Annotated in this window: 18 protein-coding genes; 10 read left to right on the top strand and 8 right to left on the bottom strand. The window is 73.2% G+C overall.

The annotated features are described in order from the left end of the window. Positions 1–19 precede the first annotated feature (19 nt). The 3 genes from P3T35_RS38085 to P3T35_RS38075 all read left to right on the top strand — a co-directional run bounded on the left by P3T35_RS38085 (position 20) and on the right by P3T35_RS38075 (position 4,709). On the top strand, positions 20–1,330 hold the full coding sequence (locus tag P3T35_RS38085) for a sensor domain-containing protein (RefSeq protein ID WP_101378334.1): 1,311 nt from the start codon (positions 20–22) through the stop codon (positions 1,328–1,330). Further along, positions 1,294–1,938, top strand: a complete 645-nt coding sequence (locus P3T35_RS38080; RefSeq protein WP_101378333.1) for a response regulator transcription factor — start codon at positions 1,294–1,296, stop codon at positions 1,936–1,938. The genes P3T35_RS38085 and P3T35_RS38080 overlap by 37 nt, the downstream gene beginning before the upstream one ends. Positions 1,939–2,174: 236 nt before the next feature. Beyond that, positions 2,175–4,709 (top strand): SpoIIE family protein phosphatase, encoded by a 2,535-nt coding sequence (locus P3T35_RS38075; RefSeq protein ID WP_101378332.1) that lies wholly within the window; start codon positions 2,175–2,177, stop codon positions 4,707–4,709. A 27-nt stretch (positions 4,710–4,736) separates the two neighbouring features. On the opposite strand, the gene P3T35_RS38070 is transcribed toward P3T35_RS38075, so the two are convergent. Continuing rightward, positions 4,737–5,738, bottom strand: coding sequence for an ROK family transcriptional regulator (locus P3T35_RS38070; RefSeq protein ID WP_280709509.1), 1,002 nt, complete (start codon positions 5,736–5,738; stop codon positions 4,737–4,739). 241 nt (positions 5,739–5,979) lie between these two features. On the opposite strand from P3T35_RS38070, the gene P3T35_RS38065 reads away from it, so the two are divergent. Further along, a complete protein-coding gene (locus P3T35_RS38065; protein WP_101378331.1) occupies positions 5,980–7,200 on the top strand; it encodes a Gfo/Idh/MocA family oxidoreductase in 1,221 nt (406 codons plus the stop codon). On the opposite strand, the gene P3T35_RS38060 is transcribed toward P3T35_RS38065, so the two are convergent. The 7 genes from P3T35_RS38060 to P3T35_RS38030 all read right to left on the bottom strand — a co-directional run bounded on the left by P3T35_RS38060 (position 7,182) and on the right by P3T35_RS38030 (position 15,181). Further along, positions 7,182–8,171: an ABC transporter substrate-binding protein gene (locus tag P3T35_RS38060; protein WP_101378330.1), complete on the bottom strand. Its 990-nt coding sequence runs from the start codon at positions 8,169–8,171 to the stop codon at positions 7,182–7,184. The two genes, P3T35_RS38065 and P3T35_RS38060, sit on opposite strands and share 19 nt — an antisense overlap. A 76-nt stretch (positions 8,172–8,247) precedes the next feature. Then, the gene (locus tag P3T35_RS38055) at positions 8,248–9,276 is read right to left on the bottom strand and encodes an ABC transporter permease (protein ID WP_101378329.1); all 1,029 of its coding nucleotides are present in this window, start codon (positions 9,274–9,276) and stop codon (positions 8,248–8,250) included. Beyond that, complete coding sequence (locus tag P3T35_RS38050; protein ID WP_101378328.1) at positions 9,273–10,079, bottom strand: ATP-binding cassette domain-containing protein; 807 nt, start codon at positions 10,077–10,079, stop codon at positions 9,273–9,275. The genes P3T35_RS38055 and P3T35_RS38050 overlap by 4 nt, the downstream gene beginning before the upstream one ends. A gap of 108 nt (positions 10,080–10,187) precedes the next feature. Next, complete coding sequence (locus tag P3T35_RS38045; protein WP_101378327.1) at positions 10,188–10,424, bottom strand: hypothetical protein; 237 nt, start codon at positions 10,422–10,424, stop codon at positions 10,188–10,190. Positions 10,425–11,345: 921 nt separating this feature from the next. Beyond that, on the bottom strand, positions 11,346–12,587 hold the full coding sequence (locus P3T35_RS38040) for a VWA-like domain-containing protein (RefSeq protein ID WP_101378326.1): 1,242 nt from the start codon (positions 12,585–12,587) through the stop codon (positions 11,346–11,348). Next, positions 12,584–13,792 carry an AAA family ATPase gene (locus P3T35_RS38035; RefSeq protein ID WP_101378325.1) on the bottom strand — a complete coding sequence of 403 codons (1,209 nt, stop codon included), beginning with the start codon at positions 13,790–13,792 and terminating at the stop codon, positions 12,584–12,586. The genes P3T35_RS38040 and P3T35_RS38035 overlap by 4 nt, the downstream gene beginning before the upstream one ends. 45 nt (positions 13,793–13,837) lie before the next feature. Then, entirely contained in the window at positions 13,838–15,181 is a 1,344-nt protein-coding gene (locus P3T35_RS38030; RefSeq protein ID WP_101378324.1) for a hypothetical protein, read from the bottom strand. 208 nt (positions 15,182–15,389) lie between these two features. Here P3T35_RS38030 and P3T35_RS38025 point away from each other — a divergent pair, with 208 nt between their 5' ends. From P3T35_RS38025 to P3T35_RS38000, 6 genes are all read left to right on the top strand, one after another. Continuing rightward, the gene (locus P3T35_RS38025) at positions 15,390–15,791 is read left to right on the top strand and encodes a hypothetical protein (RefSeq protein ID WP_143676681.1); all 402 of its coding nucleotides are present in this window, start codon (positions 15,390–15,392) and stop codon (positions 15,789–15,791) included. A 212-nt stretch (positions 15,792–16,003) separates the two neighbouring features. Continuing rightward, entirely contained in the window at positions 16,004–16,741 is a 738-nt protein-coding gene (locus P3T35_RS38020) for a tRNA-dependent cyclodipeptide synthase (protein ID WP_218976607.1), read from the top strand. A 188-nt stretch (positions 16,742–16,929) separates the two neighbouring features. Beyond that, positions 16,930–17,721 (top strand): type II CAAX endopeptidase family protein, encoded by a 792-nt coding sequence (locus P3T35_RS38015; protein ID WP_280709501.1) that lies wholly within the window; start codon positions 16,930–16,932, stop codon positions 17,719–17,721. A 22-nt stretch (positions 17,722–17,743) separates the two neighbouring features. Then, positions 17,744–19,033 (top strand): histidine kinase, encoded by a 1,290-nt coding sequence (locus P3T35_RS38010; protein ID WP_101384725.1) that lies wholly within the window; start codon positions 17,744–17,746, stop codon positions 19,031–19,033. Then, complete coding sequence (locus P3T35_RS38005) at positions 18,985–19,629, top strand: response regulator transcription factor (protein WP_101378321.1); 645 nt, start codon at positions 18,985–18,987, stop codon at positions 19,627–19,629. Before P3T35_RS38010 ends, P3T35_RS38005 begins: the two co-directional genes overlap by 49 nt. Positions 19,630–19,722: 93 nt before the next feature. Further along, positions 19,723–20,262, top strand: a complete 540-nt coding sequence (locus P3T35_RS38000; protein ID WP_101378320.1) for a GNAT family N-acetyltransferase — start codon at positions 19,723–19,725, stop codon at positions 20,260–20,262. The last annotated feature ends 214 nt before the right edge of the window (positions 20,263–20,476 follow it).

The following is a 20,476-nucleotide window of genomic DNA, read 5'->3' as shown; positions in this document are numbered from 1 at the left end:
GCCGTGCCGAGGGGCCGACATGGAGCTGAGGATCCGGTCGGCCGAGTGGCGGGCCAGGTTCCAACGTGCCGGTGCCGATACGGCGGTCGGGGTGGCGACCGCCGTCGGAGCCCTCGGCTCGCTCGCCCTCCTCGTCGTGACCGCCTGCTTCATGGCCCTGTTCGTGATCGGTGTGGGCGCGGTGGCGCTGCCGCCCCTCACCGAGGAGGTCCGCCGGCACTGCAACGCCGCCCGGCGGGCCGCCGTGCGCTACGGCATCCGGGTCGAGATCCCGTACCGGCCGGCGCCCGCCGACGTCGAGCGGGAGAACGCCGGCTGGCTGCGGCGCTGCCGGTGGATCCTGGCCGACCCGGCCAGCTGGCGGGACCTGCTCTGGCTGCTCCTCAACTCCCCGGTCGGCCTGCTGCTCGGCTTCCTGCCGGCCGGGCTGCTCTACTACGCGCTGGAAGGGCTGGCGCTGGCCGCCGGACTGTGGCAGCCCGTCCAGCGGGCGACCGGAGCCGGCCGCTGGTACTGCTTCGTGCAAGTGGACAACTGGTGGTCCGCCGCCGCGGCCGGACTGCTGGCCCTCGGCGTGCTGCTCGGCTGGCTGTGGCTGACTCCGCTGATCCTCAAGGCGCACGGGCACTTCACCCGCGCCCTGCTCGGCCCCACCGAACGGGCCCGGCTCGCCTCCCGGGTGCGCCACCTGGCCGAGACCAGGTCCGGCGCACTCGACGCGCAGGCAGCCGAACTGCGCCGGATCGAACGCGATCTGCACGACGGCGCGCAGGCCCGGCTGATCGGTCTCGGCCTGACCCTGGGGGCGCTCGACCGGCACCTCGGCGACGGCTCGCCCGAGGCGCGCCGACTGTTGCAGGAGGCGCGCACCTCCTCGGTGGCCGCGCTGCGCGAACTGCGCGACCTGGTGCGCGGTATCCACCCGCCGGTGCTCGCCGAGCGCGGCCTCGCCGACGCGGTGCGGGCCCTCGCGATCGCCAGCCCGCTCCAGGTGGCCGTGGCGGCGGAGCTGCCGGGCGACCCGCCGGCCCCGATCGCGTCCGCCGTCTACTTCGCGGTCGCGGAACTGCTGGCCAATGCACTGAAGTACTCCGGGGCCGAGCGCGTAGGCATCGTGGCCGGATACCAGGACGGCGTGCTGCGGCTGCGAGTCAGCGACGACGGCCGTGGCGGCGCCGACCCCGCCGCCGGCACCGGCCTCGCCGGAATCCGCCGACGGCTGGCCGGTTTTGACGGAACCTTCCAGATCAGCAGCCCCCAGGGCGGCCCGACCGTGACGACCATGGAGATACCGTGCGTGTTGTCCTCGCCGAAGACCTCTACCTCCTGAGGCAGGGGCTGATCCAACTACTGGAGGCCTACGGCTTCGAGATCGCGGCCGCCGTCGACAACGGCCCCGAACTGCTCGCGGCCATCGGCGCGCACGACCCCGGGGTGGTGATCGTGGACGTCCGGCTGCCGCCGACCTTCACCACCGAGGGTCTCGAGGCCGCCCTGCAGGCCAGGCGGGACCGCCCGGGGCTGCCGATCCTGGTGCTCTCCCAGCACGTCGAGCAGATGTACGCCCGAGAGCTGCTGGCCGACGGCACCGGCGGGGTCGGCTATCTGCTCAAGGACAGCGTCTTCGACGCCGAGCAGTTCGTCGACGCGATCCGCCGCGTGGCGGCCGGTGGCACCGCGATGGACCCGGCAGTGGTCGCCCAGCTCATGGTGAGCCACGCCCGCGACGAACCGCTCGGTCAACTGAGCGCCCGCGAGCGGGAGGTGCTGGAGCTGATGGCCGAGGGCTGCTCCAACACCGCGATCGCCCACCGCCTCCACATCACCGACGGCGCCGCCGCCAAGCACATCTCGAACATCTTCATGAAGCTCGACCTGCCCCCGCACAGCGACAGCAACCGCCGGGTGCTCGCCGTCCTCGCCTACCTGAATGCCTGAGCAGACCCCCGGCTCCAACGCCTGAGCGGGGCACCTCCGATGCCCGGGCGGACCGGCTCCCGAGGCGGCCGGATCCGGCAGCCCGACGTCGTCACGCCACCCCACCGGACGACCCGGACGAACGGGCGGTGCGGGCACCGACCGGCTTATCCTGGCCAAGGGACCGAGAGCTCCGGCGGTCAAACCGGCTCGCCGGACCAGGGTGTCCCCCGCTGCCTTCAGCGCTGAGGTGGGAGATGGCTGCCAGCGGTGCCCCCCGGCAAAACCCGGACCCGCAGGGCGACGCCTACGCGGTCGTCGATGCGGCCGGCCGGCTGCTGCACTGGAGCCCCGGCGCCGAGCGGCTGCTCGGCTACCCCGCCGGCGAGATCCTCGGCACCGCGGCAAGGGACCTCCTCGGTGCCCACCCGGACACCACCGGGCTCGACGCCGACCAATCCAGCTACCTCGACGCCGACCGGCCCGGCTACCTCGGCACCGCCCGGCCCGGCTACCTCGGCACCGCCCCGCTGCGCCACCGTGACGGCAGCACGGTCGAGGCCGCGCTCTGGGCCACCCCGCTCAGCGGCGGCTGGCTACTCCAGGCCGCCCCCGGTGACGCGGTGCGGCAGGCCCAGCTCGACCGTTCCCTGCTCGACGCACTGTTCACCGAATCACCCGTCGCCATCGGCGTCTTCGACACCGACCGGCGCTTCCTGGCCCTGAACCGGGCCGGTCGAAGAGCCGGCGGATTCACCGACGTCGAGGGCCGGACGCTGCGCGAGGTCGCGCCGCCCGGCCTGCTGGACCTGGACGCCTTCGAGGAGCGGCAGCGTGCCGTCCTCGACACCGGTGAGCCGCTGGTGCGCGTGCAGGTCGAGGGCACCGCGCCGGCACCGAGCCGCCGCCGCCTGGTCTGGTCCGAGACGGTGCTCCCGTTGCGCGGCGGGGCCGGCGAGCTGATCGGCCTGGCGCACATCCTGGTCGACATCTCCCGCCAGGAGCAGGCCAGGGAACGGCTGCGACTGGTGAACGAGGCCGGCCTGCGGATCGGCGGCGGCCGCCTCGACGTCCGCCACACCGCCCAGCGCCTGGCCGACTTCGTAGTGCCGGGACTGTGCGACTACGCCCACGTCGACCTGTTCGACTACGCCTTCGGGACCGGCGACCCGGACACCGACGCCGTCGCCTCCGGACGGCCGCTGCTGCGGGCGGCCACCGCCACCGCCGCCGACTGGTGGCCGGCCCGAACGGTGCCGGACGTGGGCGAGGTGGACCCGTTCGCCTCCACCCCCGGCGGGCCCGCGATGCGAGCCCTGGAGAGCCGGCGGCCGCTGCTGCTGACCAGCGAGGGGCTGTACTCGGCGGCCGCGGACAGCGGCAACGAGCGGGCCGCGGCGGTGGCGCGCGACCATGTGCGCTCCTGGTTGGCCGTGCCGATGTACGTGCGGGAGATGCCGTTCGGCCTCGCGGTCTTCGTCCGCTTCAAGGAGCCGCGCAGCCGCGCGCGCCGTTTCGACCAGGACGAGGTGGTCACCGCCGAGGAGATCGTCCACCGGGCCGGCATCGCCGTCGACCACGCCCGGCGCTATGCGCGGGAGCGCGGCCGCGCCCTGGACCTGCAGCGCCGCCTGCTGCCCAGCCGGCTGCCCAACGTGCCCACCGTGGACGTGGCCTACCGGTACCTGCCGGCCCGGGGCCCCAGCGGGCTGGGCGGCGCCTGGTACGACTTCATCCGGCTCTCCGGCGCCCGAACGGCCCTGGTGGTCGGCGATGCGGCGGGGGAGGGGCTGCACGCCGCCGTCTACATGGCCCGCTTCCGGACGGCGAGCCGAGTCCTCGCCGACATGGACCTGACCCCGGAAGAAGTCCTCTCGCGCCTGGACGGGCACTCGAAGCGGGTCATGCTGGACTTCGCCCCCTCCGGCGGCGGCCCCACCGGGACCACTCTGCTGTTCGCCATCTTCGACCCGATCAAGCAGGAGCTGTCGCTGGCCAGCGCAGGCCACCCGCCGCCGGTGGTCCTCAGTGCCGACCGGGTCGCACGGGCGGTCGACATGCCGATCGGCTCCCCGCTCGGGAGGCACAGCGCGCCCTACGAGACCACCACCATGCGCTGGCGCGCCGGGGACGTGCTGGCCCTGAGCACCAGGGGCCTTGGCACCACCGAAGACCTTGGCACCACCGAAGACCCTGGCGCCACCGAGGAACATGGCGCCACCGAGGAACATGGCGCCGGCCGTGGTGACGGCCGCCCGGAGGCGCTGCGGGCGTCGCTGGCCGCGCTCGGCGATCCGCGCCCGGCGCAGGCCGATCTGTCCGCGCTGTGCGACGGTGTGATCGACCGGCTCAGCACCAGCGGCATGCGCTGCGACGCCGCGCTGATGGTGGTGCGGCTGCGCCGCCTCGAAGCGGAGCGCTACGCCAGCTGGGACCTGGAGAACGACCCCAGGGAAGTCGGTCGGGCCCGCACGCTGGTCACCGAGCAACTGCACGCCTGGGGCTTGGCGGACCTCGACTTCGGCACCGAGCTGATGGTCAGCGAGCTGGTCACCAACGCGCTGCGGTACGGCAAGCCGCCCATCCAGCTGCGGCTGATCCGCGACCAGGACCTCACCTGCGAGGTGGTCGACCACAGCAGCACCTCACCGCATGTGCGGCACGCGGCCGAGACCGACGAAGGGGGCCGCGGGCTGTACATGGTCGCACAGCTCGCCGACCTCTGGGGGACTCGCTACCACGACCGCGGCAAGACCATCTGGGTCCGTCAACCACTGCCGGACGCAGGGTAGTTGACGGCACTGACCGAGCGCCCGAAGTCAGCCGAAGAGGCGCGCCAGGAGCAGGCCGGCGGCCCCGAGCGCGACCGCGTCGGGGCCTGCCGGCGCGACCGAGACGGCGACCGGCTGCCAGTCGGGGTCCGGCAGTCGGGTGGCCAGCACCCGGCGGACCTCGGCGAGGTAGACCTCCGGCGCGGCCAGCACGGCGCGACCGCCCAGCACCACCTCGTCCAGGTCGAGCAACCGCACCAGGTTGGCTATCGCCTCCCCGAGGACGCGCGCCGCCGCCGCGGGAGTGGGGGCGGCCGCCCAGAGTGCCTCCACGCAGCCGGTGGCGCCGCAACGGCAGCGCGGCCCGGCCGGATCCAGCGTCTGGTGGCCGAACTCTCCGGCGTTGGTGCGGGCGCCGCGCTGCACGGCCCCGCCGAGCACCAGGCCTGCGCCGAGGCCCTGGTCGAGGTGGATGAAGGCGCGGTTCGGCGACCTCAGGGCGCTGAGCACCGCCGCCGTGCTGTCCTTCTCCACCAGGGTGGGCAGCTCAAGCCGCCGGGCGACCTCCTCACGCAGCCGCAGGCCCTGCCATGCGGGCGCGCCGGTCACCCGGTGCAGGACGCCCGCGTGCTGGTCGAGCGGTCCGGGCGAGGCCACGCCGATGCCGAGCACCCGCTCCGCCGGGAGGTCGGCGAGCAGCTGTCTGACCTGATCGGCCAGTAGGTCCAGCACACGGTCCGGCCCCCAGTCGGCCAGGTCGATGGGCGCTCGGCGAGTGGTCGCCACCCGGCCGGTCAGATCGGCGCGCAGCACGGTCAGCATGTCGCGGCCGAGCTGCGCGCCGACGGCCCAGCGGGCCTCGGGCACCAGGGTCAGCAGGGTGCGGGGCTTGCCGCCGGTGGAGGCGCCGCGCCCGGCCTCGGCGATCAGGCCGTCGCCGGTGAGCCGCTGCACGATTTTGCTGATCGCCTGCGCGGTCAGCCCGGACGCCCGGGCCAGCTCCACCCGGCTCACCCCGTCGGCGCTGGCGGCTCGGACCAGGGTCAGCACGGTGGCGGCGTTGTGGTCGCGGAGCGCGATCAGGTTCGCCCCGGCGGGAGCCGTGGCGGGTCGGCCTGCCCCTTCGGGTCGGCCTGCTTTCTCGGCTCGCCCAGCGGGGTCGGCTCGCCCAGCAGGGTCGGATCGCTCGGCTCGGGCGGCTTGGTCGGTTCGACCAGGCTGGGCGGGGGAGGAGGCAGCGGTTGGCACACCTCGATTATGACTTTATCCACGCTGTTGCTTAACTGGGAGCATGGCGAACACCACCCCGGACACCAGCACCCCGACCGCCGCGCCGGCCCCGCTGCGGGTCGGCCTGATCGGCTACGGCCTCGCGGGTGTCGTCTTCCACGCGCCCCTGATCACCACCACGCCCGGCCTGCACCTGGCCGCGATCGTGACCGCGGACCCCGACCGGCGGGCCCAAGCCGCCGCCCGCCACCCGCAGGCCCACCTGCTCGGCAACGCCGACGAACTGTGGCCGCTCGGACTCGACCTGGTGGTGGTCGCCACGCCCAACCGCACCCACATCCCGCTCGCCACCGCCGCGCTGCGGGCGGGCGTGCCCGTCGTGGTCGACAAGCCACTGGCCGCCACTGCCGCCGAGGGCGCCGCCCTCGCCGAGCTGGCCGAGTCCCGTGACCTGCTGCTGAGCGTCTTCCAGAACCGGCGCTGGGACGGCGACTTCCGCACGGTCAGCGAGCTGGTGCGGGCCGGACGGCTGGGCCGGGTGCACCGCTTCGAGTCGCGGTTCGAACGGTGGCGTCCCCAACTCAAGGGCGGCTGGCGGGAACTGGGCGATCCGGCCGAAGTCGGCGGAGTGCTCTACGACTTGGGCAGCCACCTCGTCGACCAGGCGCTCACGCTGCTCGGCCCGGTGTCCCACGTCTACGCGGAGGCCGACCTGCGCCGGGTGGGCGCCCAGGCCGACGACGACGCGTTCATCGCCCTCACCCACGCCGACGGCGCCCGCTCGCACCTCTGGATGAGCGCCGCCGCCGCAGACCTCGGACCGCGCTTCCGGGTGCTCGGCAGCCAGGCCTCCTACACCAGTTGGGGCCTGGACGGCCAGGAGGACGCCCTGCGGGCCGGCCGGACCCCCGTTGACGAGGACTGGGGCCGGACGCCCGCCGAGCGCTACGGCCGCCTGGGAACGGTCGACGACTCGGTCGCCCACCCCACCCTGCCCGGCGCCTATCAGCGGTACTACCAAGGCATCGCCGCTGCCCTGCACGGCCAGGCCGCCGCGCCGGTCGAGCCGCGCGACGCCGTCGCCGCGCTCACCGTGCTGGAGGCCGCCCGCCGCTCGGCCGCCGAGGGGCGGACAGTGGCGCTGCAACCAGGCGCGCACGCAGGAGGGTTCAGCAGCGACCCCGCACCGACCGGCAGCGCGAACCGGAGCCCGCACACCGTCGGCGTGCGGGCTCCGATCGGCTCAGCGCAGCGTTCTGACGCTCAACACCCGGCCTTGTAGAAGTACTTGCTGACATTCGGGTCGTTCATGGTGTCCTTGGTGATGGCGACCATGGTGGTGCCGATCTCCTTCTGAACCGGCTGACCGCTGAACGCGGCGGCGAGTTGGTCGACCGCCTGGGTGCCGATGGCCGCCGGGTCCTGCGCCACCAGCACCTGCAGGGTGCCGGCCTTGAGCGCGGACACCTCGTCCGGCTCGGCGTCGAACGCCGCGACCTTCACCGCGCCCTGCTTACCGGCCTGTTGCAGCCCGGTGGCGATGCCCTGCCCGGTGTTGGTGTTCCCGGCGAAGACCCCGCCGAGGTCCGGGTGCGCGGCCAGGGTGGACTGGATCTGCGAGGCCGCGGTGGCGGGCAGGTCGTTGTCGTAGAGGGTCGGCAGCACGGTGATGTTCGGGTACTTGGCGGCCATCTCCTCGGTGAAGCCCTTGATCCGGGCATCGGTGGTGGAGATGCCGGGCTTGACGCTGATCACGATGACCGAGCCCTTCTGGCCCATCTGCTGGGCCAGCGCGTCGGCGGCCACCTGCCCGCCCTTCTCGTTGTCGGAGGAGATCCGGGTGATGCCGACCGACGGGTCGGTGACCGAGGTGTCCACCAGGGCCAACTTGGTTCCGGCGGACTGGATCTGCTTCAGCGAGGGGGTGAGCGCGCTGGTGTCGACCGGCGAGATCATCAGGCCGTCCGGCCGGGACGCCGCGACGGAGTCGATCAGCGGGCGCTGCACCGAGACGTCCCACTGCGCGGAGCCGTCGGAGGTGAAGTCGAAGCCCTTGGCCTTGGCCTCGGCCTGCGCGGCGCAGGTCATGGTGATGTAGAACGGGTCGCTCTTCACGCCGGTGATCAGCGTGATCTTCTTGTGGCCGCCGGCCGTTGACGAACCTCCGCCGGATGAGCAGGCGGCGGTGCCGGCCAGGACCAGGGCGGCCAAGGCGGCCGACAGAACCACGCGCTTGCTGTGAGTGCTCGACATCCTGGTGCTCCTTACGAGGTGCGAGGTGCGAGGTGCGAGGTGCGATGTGCGAGGTGCGATGTGCGGGGGCTGGTGGTCAGCTGCGCTCCCGGGTGCGGCGGCGCATCTGGTCGACGTAGACGGCGGCGACCAGCACCACACCGACCGCCACGTCCTGCCAGTACTGCTGGACGCCGATGACGATCAGCCCGGTGCTGAGCACTGCGGGAATGAAGACGCCGATCACCGTGCCCAGCACCGAACCGCGGCCCCCGAACAGGCTGGTGCCGCCGAGCACTACCGCGGTGATGACCTTCAGGTTGTCGGTGGAGTGCCCGGCGATCGAGGTGGTGCCGTAGGAGGCCAGCCACATCACCGCACCCAGGCCGGCGAGCAGGCCCATCAGCGCGTACACCTTCACCAGGTGCCCGCCGACCCCGATGCCCGCGCGCCGCACGGCGTCCGGGTTGGAGCCGATCGCCAGGGTGTGGGTGCCGAACCGGGTGGTGCCCAGCACCAGACCGAAGACCACGGTGACGACGGCCGCGAGGATCACCAGCCATGGGATGCCCAGCACCTTGCCGTAGCCGAGGGAGTTCTGCAGATTGGCGGCCGCGGCACCGGCCGGATCCTGGCCCCCGGTGGCGAGTTCGGCCAGGCCGAGAGCCGCGCCCAGGCCGCCCAGCGTGACGATGAGCGGCGGCACCTTCCCGGTGGCCACGATCGCCCCCTGCAGCGCACCCCACCCGGTGCCGACGGCCAGCGCGATCAGCACGCAGATCGCCACGGTCGCCCAACTCGCCGTCGCCCCACCGTGATGGATGTTGTACTCGGCGGCCGCCACCGCGGCCAGCACCAGCACCGATCCGATCGACAGGTCGATGCCCGCGGTGATGACGACGTAGGTCATGCCAACGCCGAGCACCAGGTAGATGGCCGCGTTCACGGCGATCTGGGTCAGGTCGAAGACGGTGAAGAACTTGCCGGGCGCGGCGATCGAGAAGAACACCACCAACGCGGCCAGGATCACGAAGGTCCACAACTCGCTGACACCGGCCGCTCGCCGCAGCCACTGCGGTATGGATCCTGTTGGAGCGTCAGTCACGGCCCCGGTGTCGGCGGTCATCGCTGCTCCTCCGAACTGCCAGTGCTGCCAGAGTCATTGGTCGCCTGGTCCAGGGAGCCGGTCATGGCGCCCACCAGCTCCTCGATCGTGGTGTCCGCCGCGGTGAAGGAGGCGACCCGGCGGCCGAGCCGCAGTACCTCGACGCGGTCCGAAACCGACAGCACCTCCGGCATGTTGTGGCTGATCAGCACCACGCAGATGCCCCGGGCGGCGACCCGCCGCACGGTGTCCAGCACCCGGGCGCGCTGCACCACGCCCAGCGCGGCCGTCGGCTCGTCCATGAAGATGACCCGGTTGGCGAACGCCACCGCCCTTGCCACCGCCACCGACTGCCGCTGCCCGCCCGACAGGCTGGCCACCGGCGCCGTCAAGTCCTTGAGTTCCACCCCGAGTTCGGCGAAGGCGCCGACCGCCGCGCGGCGCATCGCGGCGCGATCCAGCACACCGAGGCGCCCGAGCAGGCCGCCGCGCAGCAGCTCCCGGCCGAGGTAGAGATTGGCCGCGGCATCCAGGTCGGGGGCCAACGACAAGTCCTGGTAGACGGTTTCGACGCCGTGCCGCCGAGCGTCCTGCGGCCCGCCGAAGCGGACCTGCGCGCCGCCCAGCAGTACTTCGCCGCCATCCGGGGCGAGCGCCCCCGACAACACGTTCACCAGCGTGGACTTGCCCGCGCCGTTGTCGCCGATCAGTGCCACGACCTCGCCCGGGTAGGCGGTGAAGTCAGCGCCCTGGAGCGCCCGCACATGGCCGAACCGCTTGACCACGCCGCGCGCCTCCAGCAGCGGTTCCCCCGTAGAAACCATGGTGCGCCTTCCAAGTGGCGGCAGTTACCAGGTTGCCGATTGTGAAAGCGCACTGACAGGCTGTCAAGGTGTCGCGGAGGAGAATGGCCAATTCAGCCTCAGGAGGCGTCAACTCCCGCCCTGCGTCACCGGATCGCCGGTCCCGTCCGGAATGGCGGCCAGGGTCCCCCAGAACGTGGCGTAGCTCTGCTCGTGAGCGCTGCCGAGGGTGAGTAGACGGCGGCGGGCCGGGGTGTCCGGCGCGGTCGCGTCGAGGCGGTCGCGCAGCTCCTGGTGGCCCCACCGCCGGTGCCACGCTGCCCGGTCGGCGGCCAACTCGCCGACCTCTGTGCCCGTGCTCCGCACCGGCCGACCAGGACGCCGCCCCGGCCCGCAGCCCGCCGGCCTGCTTCGAGGCTCGCCAGGCCGACCCCGGCGCGACGAGGCGCTGGAGCACGCCGGGCGCCTGATCGGCGGCTGGAGTCCACAGCAAGCAGTACCTGGCTCCCGGCGCCTTCCAGCTGTTCGAGGGCTCCGCCCCGGCCGGCCGACTGACCCGGCGCGTTACGTCGGCCTGGACCTCGGCAGTCGCTGCGGCCCTGGCCTGACCGGTCCCGCGCAGCCCTCGCCTGACCGGTCCCGCGCAGCCCTCGCCTGACCGGTCCCGCGCAGCCCTCGCCTGACCGGTCCCGCGCAGCCCTCGCCTGATCCGTCCCGCGCGGCCCTGGCCTGAGCGCCCACTGCGGCCTGCCAGACCGCTCGCCGCGCCGCGGTGGCCGGCCTGTGGAACCGTGGAACGGGGGCGTAGTGCACCCGTCCCGAGAGGAGCGGCCATGTCATCGAAGCGACGCCGCAAGAAGAAGGCCCGCAGCCGGCGCGGGGCCAACCACGGCCGCCGCCCCCAGGGCGGCTGAGCACCGGCGCACCTGACCGCGGGCAGGGCCGGGAGCTCGGGCCCTGCCCGCGGTCGCGCTGAGAAACATACCCGCGGGGGTATCATTGGCCTTCGGGGCCCGGCGGTCGGGCTTCCAGAACGGAGCGAACCATGTGCCGACGAGTCCTCTGCCGCAGCTGCGGCCGATCCAGCTACTCCGGGTGCGGCATGCATGTCGAGCAGGTCCTGGCCGGCGTCCCCAAGGCCGACCGCTGTTCCTGCAGCAAGGACTCCCGCCCCTCGGGCGGCTGGCTGAGCCGGCTCTTCGGCCGAGGCTGACCCGCACCGAGCCTGACCTGCACTGCAGCTGACCGCACCCGCCGCGCCCCCGGCCGCGCTCGCCCCGGCCACCCTCACCCGATCTCCACCACCCGCGCCCAGGCAGGCGGCGCGTCCGGAATGTACTCCGGATCGTCCTCGTCCCACGACCGCGCCGAGCGCTCCCGGGCGAACAGTCCCACCACCGTCCGGCACGGCGGACGGTCGCTCGGCCACGGAGTCTGACCATCCGTCAGAACCACGACGACATCGGGACGCGGCCGGGCCCGCAGCGCCGCGGCGAAACCCTCGCGCAGATCGGTGCCGCCACCGCCGAGCAGCGGGATGCCCTCGGCACGGCACAGCGAATGCACCGCCTGAGCCGCCGCATCGCACGACAGCACCGTGACCAGGTCCCGACGACCCCCCACCGCCCGTGAGATCGCGGCGACTTCGAGCAGCGCACCGCCCAACTCGGAGTCGCTCACCGACCCCGAGGTGTCGATCACCACGCAGACCCGCGGCGGGCGCCGCCGCAGACTCGGCAGCACCGCACCCGGCACTCCGACCGAGCGACGCGACGGCCGACCGTAGCTGTAGTCCTCACCCGCGCCTCCGCCCGACGCCGCCGAGCGGATCGCCGCACCCAGCAACTCCCGCCATGGCTGCGGCGGATGGAACGCCTCCTCGGCCCACCGCTGCCACCCCTGCGGGGCGTCCCCGGGACGGCCCCGGATGCCCTGCGCGACTCGGAACCGCACCGCGTCCCGCTCCTGCGCACTGAGCCCGTGCGCGCCGTCCGGCCCCAGGTCCCACTCGCGGTCCAGCCCGTCCGCGCCGCTGCCGCAGTCCAGCCAGGCCGCGTCCGCGGTGCGCGGGCCCAACTGGAACCAGCGCAGGTAGTCCTCCATCAGATGACCGGGCCGCAGTCCCAACATCCCTGGCAGGATGGCGCCTTCGGGCCGGACCAGCCCATCGCCGAACACATCGTCGTTGATCTCGAAGTCCCCGGCGATGTTCATCCGCAACCGCTCACCCCGGCCGGTCAGCCCCCGCTCCCGAGCCACCCGGTCGCTGCGCCCGTGATGGTCGCGCAGCAGGTGCGACACCTCGTGCACCCACACCCCGGCCAGCTCCGCCACCGGCGTGCGCGCCACGAAGCCCGGCGACACATAGCAGCGCCAGTGCCGGTCGACGGCCATCGTCGGGACCGTTCGCGACTCCACCGGATGCAGCGCGAACAACGCCGCCGCGAGGTAGGGCCGGACCCGCGCGGCATGCAGCCGGGCCGCGAACAGCTTCTCGGTGTCCAGTCCCACCGGCGTACCGGAGCTCATCGAACGGCCACCTTGGCCCGCGCCCCCGCCTGGTCCGCCCGGCGGGACAGCGCGACCGCCCCCGAGAGCCGCTCGATCGAGGCCGGCACCTCCCAGTCCGGCCGGCGCAGCGCGGCGAGCGAGGTCGCGGGAACCACCAGCAGATCGGGCGCCCCGGTCTCCATCGCCCGGACCAGCAGCGCCCAGGCCGCGTCCCAGCGGTCCTTCTCCGGGCGGTTGCGGACCGCGGCCACCACGCCGTCCAGCACGGCCTGACGCAGATCTCCCCGCTGCGGCAGGACGGCACCGCCCGGGTCGGCGAGCAGGTCCTCCGGGTCAGGCAGGTCCAACCGGTCCAGGCTCGCCAGCAACTCCAGCCCCGGGCCGTCCCCCACCGTCCCGCGGACCAGCAGCGACAGCACCTCGCGGGAGGAGCCGGCCGCGGTCGCGAAGGCGATCAGCCGCAGCGTCATCTCCCAACTCCGCGGCGAGGGCCAGGGGCCACCGCGCCGGCTCTCGTCCTTCGGCAGCTGGTGCACCAGCCCGGGGCGGGCGGCGAGCAGCCCGCAGACCGCACGACGGGCGAACGCCACGGCATCTGACAAGCCGTCAGGTCGTAGCTGCGGCAGCGTGGCCCGCGGCCAGGTGCCGCCGAGGCCGCGCACCACCACCTCGTGGTCATGGGTCCACTGGAGGTGCACGAACCGGTTGGCCAGCGGCGGGCTCAGCTCCCAGCCGTCCGCCGCCGAGGCCCGCGGATTGGCGGCAGCCACGATCCGTACCCCGGGCGGTAGTTGAAGGGCGCCGATGCGCCGCTCCAGCACCAGTCGAAGCAGTGCGGCCTGCACGGCCGGTGGTGCGGTGGACAGTTCGTCCAGGAAGAGCAGCCCGCGACCGGCCCGAACCAGCCGCACCGCCCAGTCCGGCGGCGCCATCGGTACGCCCTGCTCGGCCGGATCGTCGCCGACAATCGGCAACCCCGAGAAATCGGACGGCTCGTGGACGCTGGCGATCACCGTGGTCAGCGGGAGATCCAGGGCGGCGGCCAGTTGAGTCAGGGCGGCGGTCTTGCCGATCCCCGGCTCGCCCCACAGCAGCACCGGCAGGTCGGCGGCCACGGCCACGGTCAGGGCCTCCAGTTGGATGTCGGGGCGCGGCTCGGTCTCCGTGTCGGCCAGCAGCGCAATCAGCTGGGCGGAAACGTCAAGTTGTGTGTATGCAGGCATGGTTGATCACCTTTGGGAGTTCATGGGTCGGTTGAAGGGGAAACGTCAGCGGGCGGAGGCGTGGCGCGGGTGCGAACGCCCGTTGCGGGGGCGGTGGTCGTCCGGGCTGACGCGGCCCGGCCCTGGGCCCGCCAGGCCCGCCCGGAACAGCCCGTAGTCGATCCGCCGCAGAGCGGCCGCCTGCAACTCGTGCCGCAGTGCGCCGTCGCGCAGCCTCGCCTCGGGGCCGAGCAACTCCTCGACGACGGCCAACGCACCAGCCGCGTCGCCGTGGTTGAGGCGCTCGCGGACGCCGTCGAGGCACTCCGGCTGACGGTGGGCCAGCTCGATGGCCTGCAGGCAGGGGAGTGGAGTGCCGGTCAGCGCGGCCAGCAGCTCCTCCCGCCGGATCTGGGCCGGATCGTGGTCGAGGGCGGTCAGCACCCCGTCGACCAGCCCGATCCGATGCCGAGCGCCCCGGCACAGCACCAGGCGCGGCCCACCAGCCCGACGCTCAGAGGGCCGGCCCGGCGCGGTCGGTGAACGGCCCGGCACCAGCGCCGCGGCGATCAGCGGATGCAACCGATCGACCGAGATCAACCCGGCACGCAGCAGCTCCAGATCGGGCAGCACCCGGGTCGCCGCATCGGGCAGCACCGGCAGCCCGGCGACAGCACCGGCGCCCCTGGCCGCCACCATGCACCAGCCGGGTTCCGCCGGGTCCAGCACCAGCCGGCGCCGGGTCCCGAGATGCACGCTGACGGGACCGGCAGGCCGCCCCTCGGCGGCGAGCAGGATCCCGGCCTCGGCCACCCACCGGTCGACGGCGAAGCCGCGCCCGAGCCCCGGCGGCTCCAGTGCCGGCGGGCCGTCTCCGCTGGACCGGACCCGCAGCTCATCGGTCCGGCGGGCGTCCCACAGATGGCGGTGCAGGTCGAGGCGGAACCGTCGACTGGGCCGCGGGTGCGGATGGCGGCCGTCGCCGACTGCTGAGCGGGAGCCGTCCCACAGTGCGAGGCTGACCCGTTGACCGGCATCCGCCCAGGCCGGGGGAGTCCGCACCACCAGGTGCACCGGGCCCGGGTCGTCGTACCGGGCCAGCGTGACCGTCAGACCCGGACGCAGCAGGCCGTCCGGTGCGATCCTCGGCAGATGCCAGCGCAGCAGGTCGGGGACCAACTGCCGTAGATCGGCCCGCACTCGGCCCGCCATGGCCTGGCCGTGAGTCCGCGCCAAGGCCCGCAGATCGAGGTCGACATCGACACCGGCGGCGGCACACGCCCCGGCCCAGTCCCCGGCGCGGCGGCGGGCGGTCGCGGTCTCGATCATGGACGGCGGCACGGCGAACTCGCGTACGTGCAGCCAGAAGGAATGGGAGGAGAAGTCTCCGTTCGCGATCTCAGTGAGCATCAGCACTCACCTTGCGCGGACGGGACCCCCGATCTGTGAGGAGGGTGAGTCATCATTGCGGCGAGCATAGCGCTCATCGCCCGTACCGGCCAGGGAATTCGAGATCGCCACGACCACCCGTGGGCCGATGGAACGCCAGAGCGGAATCACCGGATCGGATCACGCTGACGTGCCACGGGGCCACCGGCTGCTAACGTTTCGTGCTGCTATGAGTGCTCTGGGTAGGCGTCTTGGTGTGGCCGTCGTGCTGGCCGCGCTGCTGGTGCTGCTCGGCGTCCGGGTCGGCGACTGCTGTGATACCTGGGTGCCGGCCGCCTCAGCCGACGCCCTGATGCTGACTCCCCAGGCGTTGGCAACAGCCGCCGCCCACTGCGAGCCAGTTGACGAATCGTCAATCGACTGCTGCATCAGCGCCGGTGACCACCGCACCGAACTCGCCACCGACCGCACCAGGGCCGGGGCCCCCTCACTCACCCACGCGGTGGACGCCCAGCCGTCCGCCGCCGCCCACGGCCCGGTCGGCCCGCTCGGCCCGCCTGCTCCGCCGCCCCTGCCCGGTACAACCGGCGGGCGCGACACCCTCATCGGCATCTGCGTGAGTCGGACCTGACGGTCCCTCGCCCTCTGCCGCGGCGCCGGTCGCGACCGGCCTGAACCTGCCTGCCGGCGTTCGCTCCGTCACCCCCGCCGCGTCCCCCTGGCTTCGCCGTGCCCGAGTACGGCCCGCGACCAGGCCCCGCGACGCCGCAGCCATTCCTCTGCACTCACCTTCACCGTGCCCGCTTCACCGTGCCCGCACGGCATCACCGCCAGGAGCGTCCCTTGAGCCTGCCCATCGCCGCACCCGCCCGGGCCGCGTTCACCGCGACCCCGCTGACCGACCGCTGCCACCGCGCGTACGCGCGGCGAACCCACGCCTGCGTCGGCATCAGCCCGTTCAACGGCTACTTCCACACCCAGCGGGTCGCCGACCTGGCCCGGTGGGCGATCGCCGAGTTCGACCAGGTCCACTTCTTCGTCCCGGACTCGCTGTCCGTCCACACCCTGCAGGCCATCGGCTACCCGCCCGACCGCGCCGCCTTCAAGGCCCGCCGGCAGGGCCAGTACGTCGTGAACAAGATCATCACCGCCCTCGCGGCGCTGGGCGTCCCCGACCCGGCCGGCCGGGTGCTCACCTCGGCCGCGCTGTCGGCCAACCCCCGCTACGCCGCCCTGCACGAGCTCGCGCGGCAACTCTTCGCCACCGACCCCGAGTTCCGCGCAGCCTGCCTGGACGCCGGCGCCTGGGTGCTGGACCGCCGCCTGCCGCCCGGCACGGCCGCCACGGAAGCCCAACTGCTCACCGCCAGCAACTACCTCCTCGGCGAACTCCCGCTCTTCCTGGACACCCCGGGCATCACGGGTACCCCGGAATCCGTCTTCTGCTACCACCAGACCCCCCGCTTCCTCCGCCTCCTCTTCGGCCGCCGACTCCGCTGCACCCCCCAACCCACCCAGGGCTTCCTCCAGATCCGCGCAGCAGACGAGCCCATCCCAGCGTCAACAGCCAACACGGCCTGACGGCCACTCAGCCCAGCTCAGCCCGGCGCGAGCCCAGCCCGAGCCGCCCAGCGGAGCGCAAAGCCACCGGTGGGGGTGTATCCAGACCCACCCCCGCTGGGCAGCTACACGCAATGGCCACGGCCTCGCTGACTGGAATCGTCGACGGTGACCGGCACCAAGACGATCAAGGCCAGGAGGCCAAGCACATGCGGGCAATGGCGAAGGTGAAGTGGAAGGCGGAGGCAGCGGTGTACCTCACCGTCGCCTTCGTGGCGGCGGGCGCGCTGGGGGCGGTGCAGCCGGCGACCGGGATACCGACGGAGGTCATCCAGCTGACGCAGTTCGGGCCCGCCGCCGGGGTCGCGACGGCGGCCCTGCTGTGGCCGGGGCGGATCCGTAGCCGGCTGGCCGGGGCCCTGCCCGGACGGTTCGGGCAAGGTGCGGCCGGCCCGGCGCTGCCGTTGCTGCTCACCGCGCCGCTGATCATCGCGCTCAGCTCCGGCCTGTACGCGGCCGTCAAGGGCAGCGTTCCGGTGACCGATCCGCGCAGCCTGCGGGACTCGTTCGCACTGATCGTGGTGGCGCAACTGGTCGGGGCCTTCGGAGAGGAGATCGGCTGGCGCTGCTTCCTCCAGCCGCTGCTGCGCACCCGGTTCGGCCCGCTCACCGCCTCGGCGCTGGTGGGAATCGTCTGGGGGCTGTGGCACGTGCAGGCCTTCACGCACGCCCCGGCGTATGCGGTCGGCTTCCTGACGGCCACCGTGGCGATGTCCGTCGTCCTCGGCCTCGGCCTGGAACGGGTGCGGGCGAACCGGCTGCTGCTCGCGGGCGGCTTCCACACCCTGATCAACCTCGGGATGCTGCTGCTCATGGATGACCAGTCAGGTGCCGCGCTGCCCCTGGTGATGTTCGGCGCCGCGAGCCTGCTGGCCGCGCTGCCCTGGGTGCTGCGGCGGTCGGCCGATAGGATCCTGCCGGCGGGGCACGGGGCGCGCTGACATGGGGAAACGACGGGTGGTCATGACGGCACTGGGAGCGGGGCGGCCGGGCGCCGCCCGCGCCTGGCTGGTGGCCGTCGGCCGCTGCCAACTGCTGTCGCTGGCCGCCTTCGCCACCCTCGCCACCGGCAGCCTGGTCGTCTGCGCGTTGCTGCTGCTCCCGATCGGCCTGGGCCTGCCGCTGCTGCCGCCCGCCGCGACGGCCCTGCGCCGGCTCACCGCCCGCTACCGCGCCTGGACCACCCGCTGGGCCGATCTGCGGATCAGTCCACCCGAACCGCTCGCCGACGACGCGGACCTGCGCCGACGAGCGTTCGGCATCCTCGGCGGCGCCGGCTTCTGGCGGGACCTGCGCTGGGCCTGGTTGGAGCCGTGGGTCGGCGGCGTGCTGGCCGCCGTGCCGCTGGCACTGATCGAGTACGGGGTGTTCGGCGCGCTGGTGCAGCCGTTCATCTGGCGGATCATCAACGACGGCAACTGGTATGCCTTCATCCCCGTGCGCTCCACCGCCACCATGCTGGCCGCCGCCCTGCTCGGCCTCGCTTTCGTCGCCGCTGGGCTGCGGCTCGCACCGGTGATGCTGCGCCTGCACGCCCGCTGGAGCCGCCGGGCACTCTCCGCGCCGCGTACCGCCCAGTTGGTCCGCCGCATCGAGCAGCTCACCGACACCCGGGCCGACGCACTCGACACCCAGACGGCCGAACTGCGGCGCATCGAACGGGACTTGCACGACGGGGCGCAGGCCCGACTGGTCGCCCTGGGCATGACCCTGGACGAGGCCACCCGCCGCCTGGACGCCGATCCGCAGGCGGCCCGCGACCTACTGCTCGAAGTGCGGGCCACTTCCGAGCGGGCCCTGCAGGACTTGCGGGACCTGGTGCACGGCATCTACCCGCCGGTCCTCGCCGACCGCGGCCTCAGCGACGCCGTCCGGTCACTGGCGCTCGACAGCTTCCTCGACGTCCACGTCGAGCCCCGTCTGCCCGGACGGCTCCCCGCACCCGTCGAGTCCGCCGCCTACTTCGCGGTCGGCGAGCTGCTCGCCAATGCCGCGAAGCACTCCGGGGCCCGCGAAGTACGAATAGCCCTGACGTACACCGACACCACCCTGCGCGTCACGGTCACCGACGACGGCCACGGCGGCGCCGACAGCACCCGAGGGAGTGGACTGCGCGGCATCCAACGCAGGTTGAGCACCTTCGATGGAACCCTGGCCCTGCACAGCCCGCAGGGCGGACCGACCACCGCAACCCTGGAGATACCGTGCGCGTCGTTGTCGCCGAGGACCTCTTCCTCCTCCGCGAAGGGCTGATCCGGACCCTGCAGGAGCACGGCTGCGAGGTGGTCGCGGCCGTCGACAACAGTCCCGCGCTGCGGCGCGCCCTGCGCGAGGAGGCGCCCGACGTCGCAGTGGTCGACATCCGCCTCCCGCCCAGCTTCACCGACGAGGGCCTCCAGGCGGCCCTCGAAGCCCGCCGCGCCCGCCCCGGCCTGCCCGTCCTGATCCTCTCCCAGTACGTGGACCAGCTCTACGCCCATGAACTGCTCGCCTCCGGCCTGGGCGCCGTCGGCTACCTCCTCAAGGACCGGGTCACCCACACCGCCCAGTTCATCGACGCGGTGCGCACGGTGGCGGCCGGCGGCACGGTGATGGACCCTCAGGTGATCGCCAAGTTGCTGGCCCGCAGCGGCGCCCGCGGCAACACCGCAGAGCTGACGCCGCGTGAGCACGAGGTGCTGAAGCTGATGGCGGAGGGCCGCTCGAACGTGGCCATCATGAACACCCTGCACATCGGCGAGAGCGCCGTGGCCAAGCACACCACCAGCATCTTCGCCAAGCTGGGCATCGAGTCCTCGGTGGACGACAACCGGCGGGTGCTGGCGGTGCTGGCCTACCTGAAGCGCTAGCGAGCGCTTCCCTTGAGCCACCCAGTGCGCCTACCGCCGGGCGCTCCAAGCGCTTCCCGTTCAGCTGGTTTGACCAGCTGTTACAGTGCGCGGATGGAAGATCTGGGACCCATAACGTGGCCGCCTGAGCCGATCAGGACCGAGAGGCTCGTGCTCCGTGCGCCCGAGACCCGGGACCGTGCGGCGTTCATCGAGCTGCTCGCCTCGCCAGAGGTGCACACCTACCTCGGTGGCCCCCGGCCGCGTGACGAGCTTGAGCGCGAGATGTCCGGGGTGCCCGAGCAGTGGCCCGGGAGCTTCGTCGTTGAGCTCGACGGGTCGATGATCGGCCAGATCCTGCTCAGGAGGGCAGCGGAGGCCCATCGCCCGGCTGTCGTGGGGAAGGCCACTCTCGGCTACCTTTTCCTGCCGCGGGCGTGGGGCTTCGGGTACGCCGCCGAGGCGTGCGCGGCGGCACTCGGCTGGCTCGCCGACGCGCTTCCCGGCGAGCCGGTGGTGCTCGCCACCCAGAGCGCCAACGCCAGCTCGATGCGCCTCGCGGCGAAGCTGGGGTTCACTGAGGTAGAGCGGTACGAGGCCTGGGGCGCCGAGCAGTGGCTCGGCATGTGGACCCCGGGCACGCCGTCCAGTTGAGTCTGCGACGGAACCGCGGGAGGAGTACCCGCCCATAAGCAGGACCAGCCGGCTCAGCTCCACCCGGCTCGATGAACTCCTCCCGGCATCGCTTCAGCAGCGCCGCGGGGGGCCCCGGCGGGGGGGGGGGCGGGGCGGGGGGGGGGGGCGCCCCCGCGCCGCGCGCCCGAGAGGTGCGGGGGGGGGCGGGGGGGGGAGGCGGCCCCCCCCCGGC

This window comes from Kitasatospora sp. GP30, assembly GCF_029892145.1.
GTDB lineage: Bacteria > Actinomycetota > Actinomycetes > Streptomycetales > Streptomycetaceae > Kitasatospora > Kitasatospora acidiphila.
This window is presented reverse-complemented; position numbering and strand designations above follow the sequence as displayed.

Coding starts and splice junctions, on each gene's coding strand:
- P3T35_RS38085 (WP_101378334.1), top strand. CDS start 20: ATGGAGCTGAGGATCCGGTCGGCCGAGTGGCGGGCCAGGTTCCAACGT.
- P3T35_RS38075 (WP_101378332.1), top strand. CDS start 2,175: ATGGCTGCCAGCGGTGCCCCCCGGCAAAACCCGGACCCGCAGGGCGAC.
- P3T35_RS38065 (WP_101378331.1), top strand. CDS start 5,980: ATGGCGAACACCACCCCGGACACCAGCACCCCGACCGCCGCGCCGGCC.
- P3T35_RS38060 (WP_101378330.1), bottom strand. CDS start 8,171: ATGTCGAGCACTCACAGCAAGCGCGTGGTTCTGTCGGCCGCCTTGGCC.
- P3T35_RS38055 (WP_101378329.1), bottom strand. CDS start 9,276: ATGACCGCCGACACCGGGGCCGTGACTGACGCTCCAACAGGATCCATA.
- P3T35_RS38050 (WP_101378328.1), bottom strand. CDS start 10,079: ATGGTTTCTACGGGGGAACCGCTGCTGGAGGCGCGCGGCGTGGTCAAG.
- P3T35_RS38040 (WP_101378326.1), bottom strand. CDS start 12,587: ATGAGCTCCGGTACGCCGGTGGGACTGGACACCGAGAAGCTGTTCGCG.
- P3T35_RS38035 (WP_101378325.1), bottom strand. CDS start 13,792: ATGCCTGCATACACACAACTTGACGTTTCCGCCCAGCTGATTGCGCTG.
- P3T35_RS38030 (WP_101378324.1), bottom strand. CDS start 15,181: ATGCTCACTGAGATCGCGAACGGAGACTTCTCCTCCCATTCCTTCTGG.
- P3T35_RS38025 (WP_143676681.1), top strand. CDS start 15,390: ATGAGTGCTCTGGGTAGGCGTCTTGGTGTGGCCGTCGTGCTGGCCGCG.
- P3T35_RS38015 (WP_280709501.1), top strand. CDS start 16,930: ATGCGGGCAATGGCGAAGGTGAAGTGGAAGGCGGAGGCAGCGGTGTAC.
- P3T35_RS38010 (WP_101384725.1), top strand. CDS start 17,744: ATGACGGCACTGGGAGCGGGGCGGCCGGGCGCCGCCCGCGCCTGGCTG.
- P3T35_RS38000 (WP_101378320.1), top strand. CDS start 19,723: ATGGAAGATCTGGGACCCATAACGTGGCCGCCTGAGCCGATCAGGACC.